This is a genomic window from Microbacterium sp. NPDC079176, assembly GCF_040686675.1.
Taxonomy (GTDB): domain Bacteria; phylum Actinomycetota; class Actinomycetes; order Actinomycetales; family Microbacteriaceae; genus Microbacterium.
The window spans coordinates 105,713-118,860 of record NZ_JBFBLM010000004.1 but is presented as its reverse complement, the minus strand read 5'-3'; the positions used below and the strand labels follow the sequence as shown (position 1 = coordinate 118,860).

Genomic DNA, 13,148 nt, shown 5'->3' with positions numbered 1-13,148 from the left:
AATCAGGGGGAGACAATGACGGACACGTTCGACTGGTCGGATCCGATCGCCACACGGGCCCGCATCGAGCAGCAGGTCAGAGACGCAGAGCGCCGCGCGGCACAGGCCGAGCAGGTGCGCGACGACATCGCTGCCGTGCGTGAGCGGGCGACGTCGCCTGGCCGTGATGTCGCGGTCACGGTGGATTCCTCCGGTCGGCTCGCCGAGGTCACGCTCACGGATGCCGCATACGACCGATCCCCCGCAGCGCTGGGCGCTCTGATCGTCTCCCTCGCCGGAGATGCGCAGCGCGCGGCCGGCGCGAAGGCCGTCGAGATCGCCGCCGAGGCGTTCGGCGCGGACGACGCAGCCGTCGAGCACCTGCGTGAAGAGATCGCTCAGCTCCCCGACCCGAGTCAGGACGGCCAGCCACGGATCGAGTACCGCTGATGGCGGAGCTGATCGCGGTAGACACCGAGACGGTGCGCAGGCACGCGCAGCGCGTCGGCCAGATCGCGTCGGATGTCAGGCTCGCCGAGAACGCCGCCGGGTCGATGAACGTCGGCGGCGGGGCGTTCGGGGTGATGTGCGCATTCCTGGTTCCGCCTGCGCAACTCGTCTCGTCGATCGCCATCGGCGCGATCTCCGCCGCGGCGACCATGCTCGAGCAGTCCGAGGAACAGCTCAAAGGTCTCGCCGATGACTTCGATGAGGGCGAGCAGCGACAGCTCGACACGATCAGCGGTCTGATGGCATCGGTCGAGGGCGGCGTCCGATGACGCCGCCGAACCCGCTGGTGGCCGGACCGATCGATCCGACGACGCCGTTCAGCGGCGCAGGGCTGCTCGAGGACGGCTATGAGCTCGTCAACGCCATCGAGAGCGGAGACTGGGTGGCCGGAGGCCTCGCATCGTTCTCCGCCCTGGCGAACACCGTCGCGACGGCGATGGATCCGCTCGGATCGCTGATCGCGGCGGGTCTGGGCTGGCTCATGGACCATCTCGAGCCGCTCAAAGGCTGGCTCAACGACCTGACCGGCGACGCAGGTGAAGTCGCCGGATTCGCCGCGACGTGGGGCAACATCGCCCAGCATCTGCAGCAGGCGGGCGAGACCCTCGATTCCCGACTCGCCGACGTGAGCTCGATGTCGGGCGAGGCGATCGCCGCGTACCTCCGACTCCAGGCGGACGTCGCCGCTCATATCTCCGCCGCGGGCGCGTGGGCGGGCGGCATGAAGACCGGCATGGAAGCGGCATCCATGCTCGTCCAGGTCGTTCATGAGCTCGTACGCGACACGCTCTCGCAGCTCGTGGGCTCGCTGATCTCCTATGCGAGCACGCTGGTGATCTCACTCGGCACTGCAACCCCGTACGTCATCGCGCAGGCGACGAGCCGGGTCTCGGCGATGACCGCCCGGATCTCCGGCACGGTGCTCAAGCTCGTCGACGCCGTCACGGCTCTCGCCAAGCACCTGGACGAACTCAAGGCGCTCTTCCAGCGCCTCGGAGACCTCTTCTCGCGCGGTCCGGGCGGCGGAAACGCTCCCTCCGGTCCCGGAGCACCGCACAGCCCGAACGGCACGCCTCCCCACAACCCGCCGGACGGCACGACGCCGGACGGGCCCACCTCGCCCGGTCCCAGCGTGCGCGACCAGAGCATGCTCACCGACGAGCAGCTCCAGACATATCTCGAGCGCAACTACCCGCAGTACGCCGACGACTTCGCCGAGACCGGCACGCTCCCACCCGACGTGCAGATCCCCAAGGGGCCTGAGGTCCTTCAGCCGGATGGGAGCATCGACTGGAGCCAGGTGCCCGGCGGCGGGTACGTGCTGGATGCCAACGACAATCCGATCCGACAGCCGCACACGCCGCAGCCCGGTGATGTGCTCGACCGCTACGGTCCCCCCGACGGTCGATACACCTCACCGGTGCCGGATGACGGGCCGTACACGTACGACCAGCGTTCCCTGCCCTACGTCGAGAATCCCGCGCATTACCACCGCTACGAGGTCGTCGGCGATCTGTCCGATCTGCGTGGTGCGTTCGACAGCGCCCCTCAGCACGTCAAGGACGAACTCCTGGCGGGCGGTCTCAAGCCCGAATACCTCGGTTCACAGGGGTACCAGGGAGACATCGCGCCCGGATTCGGCTCGCCGGGTGGCGGCTCCCAGGTGCAGCTTCCGCTCACCGCCGAGCAGCTCATCGCGCTGGGCCTGCTAAAGGAGATCCCATGACGAACCTCACCGCCGCCGACGCACAGCGCATCATCCAGGACGAACAGCTCACCGCCACCGCGAACTGGTTCGGGCGCACCGGCCGTCGCGAACGGTCGGCATGGATCGATCACGACGGCGATGAGTGGATCGTGTGGGACACCGACGAGCGCGGCGACCGGTTCTTCGGCCCGTCGCGCTTCTCCTCCGAAGCCGAGGCTCTCGACCAGTTCCTGCGGATGGCACGGTCGCACAAGGCAGCGGATTCCACCGCTGTGCGCCGGATCGGGGACTCCGCATGACCGAGGTCTGGATCGGCCCCGACGGCCGCGCCCTCACTCGCGAGCCCGTGCCGGCCGGCGCGGAGGTCTGGGACATGTACGGCCCCGTGAACACCCGCTACGTCTTCCTCGTCGAGAACGGGCAGCCCGCTGCGTATCCTGAGCGCTCGCTCCCCTGGGTCGAGAATCCGTCGGCGTACCACCAGTTCATCGTCCTCGGCGATTGCGTACACGTCCGTGCCGCATACGAGCGATCCGGCGATGCCGCGCTTCGCCGCGACCTGGATGATCTCGTGGACATCGGCTACTACCGCTGGGACGAGCCCATCTACAGCGGCAGGGTGGCTCCCGCATTCGGCGAACCCGGCGGCGCCACCCAGCTCGTGCTGCCCCTGCCGCTCTCGTTCTATCTGCGACTCGGAGTCGTGCGCGAACTGAGCGTCCCTGGAGGACTGGCATGAACCGTGACACCGTGCTCGCCGACCTCCGCGCACGCGGCCATGCCGGGTACTCCCTCTTCGAGGACCCGCGCGGCAAGCCGAACGTCATCGTCCTGACCTTCGGCAGGAACGGTTTCCAGACCTGGATCCAAGACGAACGCGCACAACCCATCGCCGGTTCGCTCCGCGCCTTCGACGCGGAATCCGAGGCCCTCGCCGACTTCACCCACCGGGTGGAGATCTGGAACCGCGTCAGCGGCGTCCGTCCGACGGCATAGACGGCCACGCCTCCGTCCGGTCGCCACGGCCTCACGCCCTACGGCGACCCCCATGATCGTCGACGACATCGACAGGTCTAGGCTCATTCCATGCACGAATCCGCAGAACTGCGCACCGGCGTCGTGGCCGCTGCACTCGAGCTCTTCGCGTCACAGGGCTTCGACCAGACCTCCGTCGAGCAGATCGCGAAGGCCGCAGGCGTCTCACGCTCGACCTTCTTCCGCCAGTTCGGCGGCAAAGAGGATGTGGTCTTCGCGGACCATGAGGTGCTGCTCGACCAGTTGCGGACCTTCCTCGCGGAAGGGCATGACGATCCCTGGCGTGCGGTCTGCGCGGCATCCGAGTCGGTCTTCGCCCACTTCGCGCACGATCCCGAACTCGCGCGTCGCCGCTATCAGATCGTCCGCCAGGTGCCGGTGCTCCGTGAGCGCGAGATCATCACGGTGTTCCGCTACGAGCGGCTGTTCGACGACTATCTGCGCAGCTCGCTCCCCGGGATCGATCCTCTCGATGCCGTCGGGTTCTCCGCCCTCGTCACCGCCGTGCACAACCATGTGCTGCGGCAGCTGCTGCGCGGCAAGAAGAAGGTGCCGCTCTCGACGCTGCAGACGGCGCTCGCCGACGTCCGCCGCCGCTACGGGGTGCCTTCCGACGCGGTCTCCGAGGCTCCGGATGACGTGGTCGTCGCCGTGTTCCCTCGCTCGATGCCGATCGCCGAGGTCACCCGGCGCCTGCGCTCTCAACTCGACTGAACCAGGACTCTCTCCACCGGAGTCGTGAAACCGAGTTTCAGAGCGTACGATACTTGGTGTCACGAAGGAGTCACCATGAGCACCGCAGCCTCTCCCCTGCCCGGCGAGCGCGTCTCGTCGTACGACATCACCGGGCGACAGGACAGCGATTACTACGCCGTCTTCGCCGACATCCCCGACGCCGACCGGTCGGCCTGGGATCGCGCCAAGGCCTACATCGACGAGGTCGGGCCTCAGATGGCGGACGCCTGGGATCGCGCGGAGTATCCACTCGAGGCCGCGCGCCGAATGGGCGAGATGGATCTCGTCGTCGATGGCATCGAGCATCCTGCCCTCACCCGGCTCTCTCCCCTCGCTGCCGGGCTCGTGAACATGGAGATCTCGCGCGGCGACGGGTCGCTCGGCACCGTGCTCGCCGTCCAAGGCGGGCTCGCGCTGCGCACCCTGGCGCTCTTCGGATCCCCCGCTCAGCAGGAGAAGTGGCTCACGGCTCTGGCCGACGGCTCGGTCTTCGGATCCTTCGCCCTCACCGAGCCCGACCACGGGTCTGATTCGGTATCGCTGGAGACCGTGGCCCGCCGCGACGGCGACGAGTGGGTCATCCGCGGCGCGAAGAAGTGGATCGGCAACGGCGCCTCGGGCGGCATCACTTTCGTCTGGGCCCGCGTCGACGACGAGACGGCGCCCGAACACGGTGCGGTCCGGTGCTTCCTCATCGAACAGGACACCCCCGGATACTCAGGGACGCCGATCCGCGGCAAGGCCTCGCTTCGGGCGATCCACCAGGCTCACATCGTGCTCGACGACGTCCGGGTGCCGCTCGACTCCGTGCTCCCTGGCACCAAGAGCTTCAAGGACGCGTCGGTCGTCCTCTACGCCACCCGCTCAGGGGTCGCGTGGTCGGCCCTCGGCCACGCGACGGCCTGCTACGAGGCGGCGCTGGCCTACTCGACCCAGCGCATCCAGTTCGGCAAGCCGCTCGCCAAGTTCCAGATGGTGCAGGAGCGCCTCACGCACATGCTCGAGGACCTCACGGCCATGCAGCTGTACTGCCGTCGCCTCGCAGACCTCGAGACCGCGGGTGAGCTTCGCCCCACGCAGGCCTCGCTGGCGAAGTTCCACAACACGCGAGCAGCTCGACGCGTGGCATCCGTCGCCCGTGACCTCCTCGGCGGCAACGGCATCCTGCTCGAGAACGGTGTGATGCAGCACATGGCCGACATCGAGGCGATCCACACCTATGAGGGCACCGAGAGCGTGCAGGCGCTGCTGCTCGGGCGCGACATCACGGGGATGAGCGCCTTCACCTGAGCGCTCACCACCGCGGCGCCGACGAGGACGTCAGTCGCAGCCGCAGCCGCCGGCCGGCGTCTTCACCATGAAGCAGACGTCGCAGACGCCGTAGTCGCGCTCTTCCGTCTTGGTCGCGCGCTCGGCCTTCGGCGCAGCCGCGACACGAGGGGTCGTCGATCTCTTCGCCTTGACAGGCGCGATCGGGCGGAACTCGCTCGGGTGCGTCACGTAGAAGTACGGTGCGCGTCCCTCGCTCGGCTGCAGTCGCAGGGGCGTCGAGCCGATGACGATCGTCTCGTCCTCGGTGAAGCCGTTGGTGTAGGTCTTGCCGATGTGCAGCGGGGCGCCGTCGCCGCGGCGGATCGCCTCGATGTAGCGACCGCGGTCGATATAGGAGGAGATGCCGACGGCGTCGGTGATCGCGGAGATGAACTCGTGGTTCTCCTCGGCGATGCGATGCGCGCGGAGCGCCTCCGCGAGGGTTCGGTACGGACGGGAGTTGCCTGTGGGGGTCGGGCCCTGAACTTCATTCATTTCCTCAAGGATCTCACGCCCGGGCATGGAAGACTGGCCGAATGGCACGCGCGACGATCATCGGCTCCGGACCGAACGGCCTGGCGGCGGCTGTGTCCCTCGCGCGCGCCGGCTACGAGGTGCACGTGCTCGAAGCCGCCGACACGATCGGCGGCGGAGTCCGCACGACGGAATCGACCCTCTCGGGCTTCCGGCATGACGTCTGCGCCGCCGTGCACCCGGCCGCGCTCTCTTCGTCGTTCTTCCAGGCGTTCGGCCTCGCCGAACGGGTGGACTGGATCCTCCCCGACATCTCGTACGCGCACCCGCTAGACGGCGGCAGAGCCGGAATCGCATGGCGCGACATCGAACGCACCGCGGCAGGGCTCGGCATCGACGAGCGGGCCTGGCTGTCGCTCCTGCGCCCGCTCAGCACTCACGTCGAGGGTGTCGTCGACTTCACCGGCAACCAGATGCTCAGGGTGCCTCGCGAGCCGATCACGGCTCTCCGGTTCGCCCTGCGGATGCTCGACCAGGGCACGCCGCTCGCCCGGCGCAGCTTCCGCACCGAAGAGGCCGCCGCGCTGATGGCCGGTGTCCTGGCGCACGCGAACACCCCGCTCCCCTCGCTCGCCGGTGCCGCAGCCGGGCTGCTGCTCGCCGCGCAGGCGCACGCCGGCGGATGGATGTACCCGCGAGGCGGCGCGCAGCGCATCGCCGACAGCATGGTCGCCGATATCGAGGCCCATGGCGGATCCGTCGAATCGGGCATCCACGTCACCGACCTGGGATCGCTCGACTGGGGCGACCCCGCCCGTGGTGATCTGCTGATGCTGAACACATCGCCCCGCCTCACCCTCACCCATCCGGACATCCCCGCGGCCTACGCGCGGGCGATCCGCAACTACCGATACGGCCCCGCCGCTGCGAAGGTGGATTTCGCTCTCGACGGGCCGATTCCCTGGGCGAATCCCGACGTCGCCCAGTCGCCCACCGTCCACATCGGTGGATCGGCCGCGGAGACGTGGGCGAGTGAGAACGCTGTCGCCGGGGGACGGATCAGCGACCGACCGTACGTCCTGACGGTGCAGCCCTCGGTCTTCGACCCCAGCAGGGCGCCGGAGGGCAAGGCGGTGCTGTGGGCGTACATCCATGTTCCCCAGGACTCCGATCTCGACGCCACCGAACTCATCACGCGTCAGGTCGAGCGATTCGCACCGGGATTCCGGGACCTCATCCTCGCGCACCACTCGGTGCCGGCGTCGTCGCGCGAGGCGGTCAACCCGTCGGAGATCGGCGGCGACATCCTCGGCGGGGCGTTCACGATCCCGCAGGCGCTGCGGCGCCCGGTCCTCGGCATCGCGCCCTGGCGCACTCCGATGCACGGGGTGTACCTCGCGTCGGCGTCGACACCGCCCGGCCCGGGCGTCAACGGCATGGCGGGATGGCATGCCGCCCGCACGGCGCTCAAGGATGCCGGCATGCGCGTCTCCCTCGACGACCTCTTCTCCTGACGGGCGAAATCACCCTTCTGCCACGACGCGACCGACGCCAGGATGGATCCATGCGCTACGAGATCCCGTCCCCGATGCTGGCGAAGGCGGCAGCATCCGTCCCCGATCCCGCGAAGACCGCCGGAGGGCTGCTGTTCGAGCCCAAGTGGGACGGATTCCGCGGGCTGATCGCCTGGGACGGCGAGACCGTCGAGATCGGCTCCCGCGGAGCGAAACCGCTGACGAGATACTTCCCCGAGCTCGTCGAGGCGATCCCGCGACTGCTTCCGAGGCCGTGCCTGCTCGACGGAGAGATCGTCGTGGCCACGGGCCGCGAGGGGGCGCAGCGACTCGATTGGGAGGCGCTGAGTCAGCGCATCCATCCCGCGGCCTCACGAGTGGCGAAGCTCGCCGCGGAGACGCCTGCGATGTTCATCGCCTTCGATCTGCTGGCCGTCGACGACGAAGACCTCCTGAGCACTCCGTTCGCCGAACGCCGCGCGCGCCTGGAGACCCTGATGGAAGGGGTCGAGCATCCCCTGCACATCACGCGCACCACCCGCGATCGGGACGCCGCCGTGCGCTGGCTCGCCGAGTTCGAGGGCGCAGGGCTCGACGGGGTCGTCGCCAAGCCACTCGATCAGCCGTACGCGCCCGGAAAGCGCACCCTCATCAAGATCAAGCATGCCCGCACCGCTGACGTGGTCGCGCTCGGCTACCGCGTGCACAAGTCCGGGTCGGGCGTCGGGTCTCTGCTCGTCGGCCTCTACGACTCCGACGGCACCCTGCGGCAGGTCGGCGGCGTGGCCGCATGGAGTGATGTGCGCCGCCGGGAGCTCGTCGAGGAGCTCGCCCCGCTCGTGCAGCGCGACGACTCCGGCGAGGCCCTCACCGGCGAGGGTGAGCGTTCGCGCTTCAGCGGGTCCAAGGATGTCTCGTTCGTCCGGCTGCGCCCCGAGCTCGTGCTCGAGGTGCGCTACGACCAGCTCGAGGGTTCGCGGTTCCGCCATACGGTGCAGTTCGACCGCTGGCGTCCGGACCGGGATGCGCGGTCGTGCACCTACGACCAGCTCGACACCGTGGCCGGGTACGACCTGGCCGAGGTCATCGGCTGAGGCTCACTCCTCGACGGGGTCACCGTTCGCATCCCAGTGGGCGTCGACCTTCTTGCTGGGCTGCACGCGTGGGGGCTCTCCGGGCATTTTGGGAAACTCGGGCGGGAACGACAACTCGCCGAGGCCCGCCGCCTTGTCCCGCTCCCACCACTCGAGAAGCGTGTCGATGCGCCCCGGCTCGTCCTGCTTGCCCGCCCAGGGATCACCGACCTCGGCGAGTCTCTTCGGGATGCTGCGGACGGTGAAGACCGCGGGGTCGAGACCGTCCAGCTCGTCCCAGTACACGGGCGTCGAGACCGTGGCCCCGGGAAGCGCGCGGGGGCTGTAGGCACCGGCCATCGTGCGGTCGCGGTTCGCCTGGTTGAAGTCGATGAAGACCCGCTGACCACGCTCCTCCTTCCACCAGCTCATCGTGACCTGCTCCGGCATCCGTCGCTCCAGCTCGCGGCCGGCTGCGATCACGGCGTGCCGCACATCGAGGAACTCATGAGTCGGTTCGATGGGCGCGAACACGTGCAGTCCACGGTTGCCGCTGGTCTTCACGAACGCGGTGAGACCGACCTCCTCGAGCACCTCTCTCAGCGCGTGCGCGGCGGGGATGGCATCCGCGAAACCCGTGCCGGGCTGCGGGTCGAGGTCGATCCGCAACTCGACGGGATTGTCCGGGTCGGTGGCGAGGGACGCCCAGGGATGGAAGACGATCGTGTTCATCTGCGCCGCCCAGACGATCGCGCTCGGGCGATTCAGGACGATCTGCGGATGCCGACGCGCACTGTTGTAGGTCACGGTGACCGCGTCGACATAGTCGGGCGTTCCCTTGGGCGGGTTCTTCGAGAAGAACCCGTCGCTTCCCACGCCGTCGCGGAAGCGCTCGAGCGAGACGGGACGATTCCCGTTCGCCTCGAGGAACGGCACGCTGACGAGCTGGAAGTACTCCGCGAGCTCGACCTTCGTGATGCCGTCCTTCGGCCAGACGACCCTGTTCGGGCTCGAGAGCGCGACCTCGCGCTCTCCATCGGGATCGATGACTGTCAGGGTCACGCGTTCTGAGGCCATGCTCCGACCCTAGAGGGCCGGTGCGACGCGGGGGAAGCCCGTCAGTCGTCGATGTCGATCGCGAGGATCAGCACCGAGGTGAGAGCGTCGCGCTCGACCACGATGCTGGGGCCGGCCGGATCGATGATGACCCCGGCCATATCGATGTGGCTGGAGAGGATCTTGGCCAGCTGCAGCGGCTCGAACGGCAGCGGTCGATCGCCCCGACCGAGCGCGAGCACCTCGAGCGGGTGCGAGAAGAGCTGGAGGAACCGCTTGCCGTCGGGAGTCTGCGCTTCGGCGATCCCGACCTGTCCGCCGGGATTTCCCTCGTTGACGGCGACCCACATGCGCTTCGTCGCGAGCGCCTCGCCGACCTTCGATGCGGTGTCCTGCTCACGCGGCGCGGCGATGAGCGACTTGACCGTCATGTCGACGTCTGCCTGCTCGAGCGCCTTCTGCAGGAGCTCGGACGGGAACACCACGCGGTGCGGCGCAGAGGCGTTGTCGACGATGAGGCCGGCGAAGTCACCCGAGACGACCTGCTGCAGAACGGACGTGACGGGCTGGGCGACGGCAGATGTCGCCGTCGGGTCCTTCTCGAGCTGCACGGAGTCTCGGACAGCGGCGGCCGAACTGAACGCGAGCATGAACTGACGATCGCCATCACGCACGACCGCGACAGCGAGAGGCTTGCCCTCACTGATCTGCGCGCGTGCATCACCGTTGACGCGGATGTACATGTGCCCCTGCAGCGCCTGGCGGAGCACTCCGAGCAGCTGCTCGTTCGTGGCGCCCTGCTCGACCTCTTTCAGGGATTCACGCAGCAGGACGTTGTCCTTCATGCCCGGGACGGTCTCGGTCTGCTCGGGCGGCATCGCGGGCGCCAGCGGCAGTCGACGCTCGGGCTCGGCCACGGGGGCGGGTGCCGGCGCAGCGGGAGCAGGGGCGGGTGCTGTCGCAGGCGCCGATGCTGCCGGCGCGTCAGGACCGGGCAGCTCGACCTCCGGTCCGGCCTGAGCACCGACCCCACGGAACGCCTGGACGGAGATACCGATGGTGGGCGTGGCCTCGGCGGCGTCCGCCGGCGCCTCCGCACCGTCCGGAGTCTCGTCGGCGGACTCCTCGGTCTCGGTGTCGAACTGGTCGGCGACGACGTCGTCGGCGGACTTCTTGCGGCGGGAGAACAGGGCCATATCAGCCAGCCTAACCCGCCAGAGGGCTAGATCTTCTCGATCGGCGCGACCTTGATCAGGAGCTTCTTCTGGCCGGCGGAATCGAAGCGCACGTGCGCGATGCGCTTGGCACCCTCGCCCGTCACCGCGTCGACCCGTCCGTCGCCGAAGTCCGTGTGGCGGATGCGATCCCCGGCGGCGAGTTCGAGGTCGCCGTTGTCACGCATCTTCGCCGTCACGCGGTTGGGGAACTTGTCCATCGCGGTCGAGAGCGGCTTGAGAGAGTCGCGCCCCGGCAGCTGCTTCACCGCGAAACGGTCGCCGGAACCGGAGCCGCCGGAGCCGCCGAATCCGCCTGCCCGGCGCACATTGAGCGCACGGGACTGCATGCCTCCCCGGGAGTTGACGTCGCCGGGCGACTGGCGCCAGTCGATGAGTCCGGCGGGGATCTCCTGCAGGAAGCGGCTGGGCATCGCGACCGAGACCTCGCCGAACTGGGCCCTGGTCATCGCGAGCGACAGGTGCAGGCGCTTCCGCGCGCGCGTGATGCCGACGTAGAAGAGCCTCCGCTCTTCCTGAGGACCGCCCGGCTCCCCCGCCGAGATGCGGTGCGGGATCAGATCCTCTTCGACGCCGGTCACGAAGACCGCGTCGTACTCGAGCCCCTTCGCGGTGTGCATCGTCATCATCGACACCGACCCTGATTCGTCATCGAGGTCATCGGCATCCGAGACCAGGGCGACCTCTGTGAGGAAGTCCACGATCGTCCCGTCAGGATTGTTGCGCGCGAAGTCCCGCGCGACGGCGACGAACTCGTCGAGGTTCTCGACGCGCGCCTCATCCTGTGGGTCGCGGCTCGCCCGCAGGGCGTCGAGGTAGCCGCTCTTCGACAGCAGCACGCTGAGCCCGTCGGCGACGGTGGTCGGAGCGGGAACCTCGCCGGAGGCGGGGAGCATGATCTCCGTCGCCTCGGCCAGCACGGCATCGAGCTGGGCGATGCCGGCCTGGATCTTCGGACCGAAGCCCAGCTGCTCGGGCACGGACAGGGCCTGCCGGAACGTGATGTCGTGGTCTTCGGCGAACCGGGCGATCGCCGTCTCGGTCACATCGCCGATGCCGCGCCTGGGCTTGTTCAGGATGCGGCGGACAGCCATCTCGTCGGCCGGGTTCGCGACGGCGACCAGGTAGGCGAGGGCGTCCTTGATCTCGGCACGCTCGTAGAACTTCGTGCCGCCCATGATCTTGTAGGGCACGGCGGAGCGGATGAAGATCTCCTCCAGCGCACGCGATTGCGAGTTCGTGCGGTAGAAGACGGCCATCTCGGAGTACGGCATGCCGGCGCGGTGCAGCGCCTCGACCTCGTCGGCGACGAATTGGGCCTCATCGTGCTGGGAGTACCCGGTGAAGCCGACGATCATGTCGCCGTCGCCCTTGTCGCTCCAGAGCTTCTTGTCCTTGCGGTCGAAGTTGTTGCCGATCACCGCGTTCGCCGCCGAGAGGATGTTCTGCGTCGAACGGTAGTTCTGCTCGAGCAGCACGACGCGAGCGCCGGGGAAGTCGCGCTCGAACTCGCTGATGTTGCGGATGTCGGCGCCGCGGAAGGCGTAGATCGACTGGTCGGAATCACCCACCACGGTGAGTGACGCGCCTTCGAGCTCCGGCGTGGTCTCCGGCTCGAAGATCATCATGCCGTCGGAGGCATACGGATCGGGCGAATCGCCCGAGACCGGACGCGTCAGCTCGTGGATGAGGGCGTACTGAGCGTGGTTCGTGTCCTGGTACTCGTCGACCAGCACATGACGGAACCTGCGCCGATAGGTGTCGGCGACCTGCGGGAAGGCGCGGAACAGATAGACGGTCTGGCCGATCAGGTCGTCGAAGTCGAACGCGTTCGCCTTCTGCAGCTGCCGCTGGTAGTCGGCGAAAAGCTCGACGAAGATCCGCTCGGCCGGGTCGTTCATGTTCGCCTGTCGCGCATACGCGTCGGCATCCGACAGCTCGTTCTTGAGCTTGGAGATGCGCGACTGCACGGCCCCGGGCGTGAGACCGTAGGCATCGGCCTCGTGCTGCTTGACCAGCCGCTTGATGAGCGCCCGCGAATCACCGGAGTCGTAGATCGTGAACGACTTGGTGAACCCGAACTGCTGAGCCTCACGCCGGAGGATCCGCACGCAGGCGGAGTGGAACGTCGAGATCCACATGCCCCGCGCCGCGTCGCCCACGATCGCCTCGACGCGCTCGCGCATCTCACCGGCGGCCTTGTTGGTGAAGGTGATCGCGAGGATCTGGCTGGGCCATGCCTCGCGTGACCTCAGCAGAGAGGCGATGCGCCGTGTCAGCACGCTGGTCTTGCCGGAGCCTGCACCCGCGACGATCAGCAGCGCGGGTCCGCGGTAGGTCACCGCTTCGAGCTGCTGCGGGTTGAGGCCGGCGAGGAGGTCGTCCTGTCCCTGCGCTCCGGTGGAGCGAGGGCCGACGGATCCGGGGACGATGAGGGGGGCTTCGGTCATGGCTCTACGAGTCTAGGCCGCGCCACCGACACTGCCGGCGGATGGGGCGGATGCACGGGATCCCGTGC

Annotated in this window: 14 protein-coding genes; 10 read left to right on the top strand and 4 right to left on the bottom strand. The window is 68.4% G+C overall.

All coding sequences use genetic code 11. The annotated features are described in order from the left end of the window. Positions 1-15 precede the first annotated feature (15 nt). The 8 genes from AB0P11_RS11050 to AB0P11_RS11015 all read left to right on the top strand — a co-directional run bounded on the left by AB0P11_RS11050 (position 16) and on the right by AB0P11_RS11015 (position 5,257). Positions 16-429, top strand: a complete 414-nt coding sequence (locus AB0P11_RS11050) for a YbaB/EbfC family nucleoid-associated protein (RefSeq protein ID WP_056277348.1) — start codon at positions 16-18, stop codon at positions 427-429. Then, positions 429-758, top strand: coding sequence for a type VII secretion target (locus tag AB0P11_RS11045; RefSeq protein ID WP_053099004.1), 330 nt, complete (start codon positions 429-431; stop codon positions 756-758). The genes AB0P11_RS11050 and AB0P11_RS11045 overlap by 1 nt, the downstream gene beginning before the upstream one ends. Continuing rightward, complete coding sequence (locus AB0P11_RS11040) at positions 755-2,215, top strand: glycohydrolase toxin TNT-related protein (protein WP_363521958.1); 1,461 nt, start codon at positions 755-757, stop codon at positions 2,213-2,215. Before AB0P11_RS11045 ends, AB0P11_RS11040 begins: the two co-directional genes overlap by 4 nt. After that, a complete protein-coding gene (locus tag AB0P11_RS11035; RefSeq protein ID WP_363521956.1) occupies positions 2,212-2,496 on the top strand; it encodes a hypothetical protein in 285 nt (94 codons plus the stop codon). Before AB0P11_RS11040 ends, AB0P11_RS11035 begins: the two co-directional genes overlap by 4 nt. Next, on the top strand, positions 2,493-2,936 hold the full coding sequence (locus tag AB0P11_RS11030; protein ID WP_363521954.1) for a hypothetical protein: 444 nt from the start codon (positions 2,493-2,495) through the stop codon (positions 2,934-2,936). The genes AB0P11_RS11035 and AB0P11_RS11030 overlap by 4 nt, the downstream gene beginning before the upstream one ends. Beyond that, positions 2,933-3,193, top strand: a complete 261-nt coding sequence (locus AB0P11_RS11025) for a hypothetical protein (protein WP_053099000.1) — start codon at positions 2,933-2,935, stop codon at positions 3,191-3,193. Before AB0P11_RS11030 ends, AB0P11_RS11025 begins: the two co-directional genes overlap by 4 nt. A 90-nt stretch (positions 3,194-3,283) precedes the next feature. Further along, the gene (locus AB0P11_RS11020) at positions 3,284-3,946 is read left to right on the top strand and encodes a TetR family transcriptional regulator (protein ID WP_053098999.1); all 663 of its coding nucleotides are present in this window, start codon (positions 3,284-3,286) and stop codon (positions 3,944-3,946) included. 75 nt (positions 3,947-4,021) lie between these two features. Further along, positions 4,022-5,257, top strand: a complete 1,236-nt coding sequence (locus AB0P11_RS11015) for an acyl-CoA dehydrogenase family protein (RefSeq protein ID WP_363521949.1) — start codon at positions 4,022-4,024, stop codon at positions 5,255-5,257. A 30-nt stretch (positions 5,258-5,287) separates the two neighbouring features. Here the strand turns inward: AB0P11_RS11015 and AB0P11_RS11010 are convergent, their stop codons facing one another. After that, a complete protein-coding gene (locus tag AB0P11_RS11010) occupies positions 5,288-5,773 on the bottom strand; it encodes a hypothetical protein (RefSeq protein ID WP_053098997.1) in 486 nt (161 codons plus the stop codon). A 41-nt stretch (positions 5,774-5,814) separates the two neighbouring features. Between AB0P11_RS11010 and AB0P11_RS11005 the strand changes: the two genes are divergently transcribed. Then, on the top strand, positions 5,815-7,266 hold the full coding sequence (locus AB0P11_RS11005; RefSeq protein ID WP_363521946.1) for an NAD(P)/FAD-dependent oxidoreductase: 1,452 nt from the start codon (positions 5,815-5,817) through the stop codon (positions 7,264-7,266). A 50-nt stretch (positions 7,267-7,316) separates the two neighbouring features. Further along, positions 7,317-8,360 carry an ATP-dependent DNA ligase gene (locus tag AB0P11_RS11000; RefSeq protein WP_363521943.1) on the top strand — a complete coding sequence of 348 codons (1,044 nt, stop codon included), beginning with the start codon at positions 7,317-7,319 and terminating at the stop codon, positions 8,358-8,360. A 3-nt stretch (positions 8,361-8,363) separates the two neighbouring features. On the opposite strand, the gene ligD is transcribed toward AB0P11_RS11000, so the two are convergent. From ligD to AB0P11_RS10985, 3 genes are read right to left on the bottom strand one after another with little or no spacing between them, the layout of a single operon-like run. After that, positions 8,364-9,416 carry a non-homologous end-joining DNA ligase gene (ligD, locus tag AB0P11_RS10995; protein ID WP_363521940.1) on the bottom strand — a complete coding sequence of 351 codons (1,053 nt, stop codon included), beginning with the start codon at positions 9,414-9,416 and terminating at the stop codon, positions 8,364-8,366. 41 nt (positions 9,417-9,457) lie between these two features. After that, the gene (locus tag AB0P11_RS10990) at positions 9,458-10,591 is read right to left on the bottom strand and encodes an SseB family protein (RefSeq protein WP_053098993.1); all 1,134 of its coding nucleotides are present in this window, start codon (positions 10,589-10,591) and stop codon (positions 9,458-9,460) included. A gap of 26 nt (positions 10,592-10,617) precedes the next feature. Then, complete coding sequence (locus AB0P11_RS10985; RefSeq protein WP_363521937.1) at positions 10,618-13,080, bottom strand: UvrD-helicase domain-containing protein; 2,463 nt, start codon at positions 13,078-13,080, stop codon at positions 10,618-10,620. Between the last annotated feature and the right edge of the window lie 68 nt (positions 13,081-13,148).

Excerpts from the sequence above, each read along its gene's own strand:
- AB0P11_RS11030 (WP_363521954.1), top strand. The coding sequence starts at position 2,493 with ATGACCGAGGTCTGGATCGGCCCCGACGGCCGCGCCCTCACTCGCGAG.
- AB0P11_RS11010 (WP_053098997.1), bottom strand. The coding sequence starts at position 5,773 with ATGAATGAAGTTCAGGGCCCGACCCCCACAGGCAACTCCCGTCCGTAC.
- AB0P11_RS11020 (WP_053098999.1), top strand. The coding sequence starts at position 3,284 with ATGCACGAATCCGCAGAACTGCGCACCGGCGTCGTGGCCGCTGCACTC.
- AB0P11_RS11050 (WP_056277348.1), top strand. The coding sequence starts at position 16 with ATGACGGACACGTTCGACTGGTCGGATCCGATCGCCACACGGGCCCGC.
- ligD (WP_363521940.1), bottom strand. The coding sequence starts at position 9,416 with ATGGCCTCAGAACGCGTGACCCTGACAGTCATCGATCCCGATGGAGAG.
- AB0P11_RS10990 (WP_053098993.1), bottom strand. The coding sequence starts at position 10,591 with ATGGCCCTGTTCTCCCGCCGCAAGAAGTCCGCCGACGACGTCGTCGCC.
- AB0P11_RS11035 (WP_363521956.1), top strand. The coding sequence starts at position 2,212 with ATGACGAACCTCACCGCCGCCGACGCACAGCGCATCATCCAGGACGAA.
- AB0P11_RS11015 (WP_363521949.1), top strand. The coding sequence starts at position 4,022 with ATGAGCACCGCAGCCTCTCCCCTGCCCGGCGAGCGCGTCTCGTCGTAC.
- AB0P11_RS11000 (WP_363521943.1), top strand. The coding sequence starts at position 7,317 with ATGCGCTACGAGATCCCGTCCCCGATGCTGGCGAAGGCGGCAGCATCC.
- AB0P11_RS11045 (WP_053099004.1), top strand. The coding sequence starts at position 429 with ATGGCGGAGCTGATCGCGGTAGACACCGAGACGGTGCGCAGGCACGCG.
- AB0P11_RS11040 (WP_363521958.1), top strand. The coding sequence starts at position 755 with ATGACGCCGCCGAACCCGCTGGTGGCCGGACCGATCGATCCGACGACG.
- AB0P11_RS10985 (WP_363521937.1), bottom strand. The coding sequence starts at position 13,080 with ATGACCGAAGCCCCCCTCATCGTCCCCGGATCCGTCGGCCCTCGCTCC.
- AB0P11_RS11005 (WP_363521946.1), top strand. The coding sequence starts at position 5,815 with ATGGCACGCGCGACGATCATCGGCTCCGGACCGAACGGCCTGGCGGCG.
- AB0P11_RS11025 (WP_053099000.1), top strand. The coding sequence starts at position 2,933 with ATGAACCGTGACACCGTGCTCGCCGACCTCCGCGCACGCGGCCATGCC.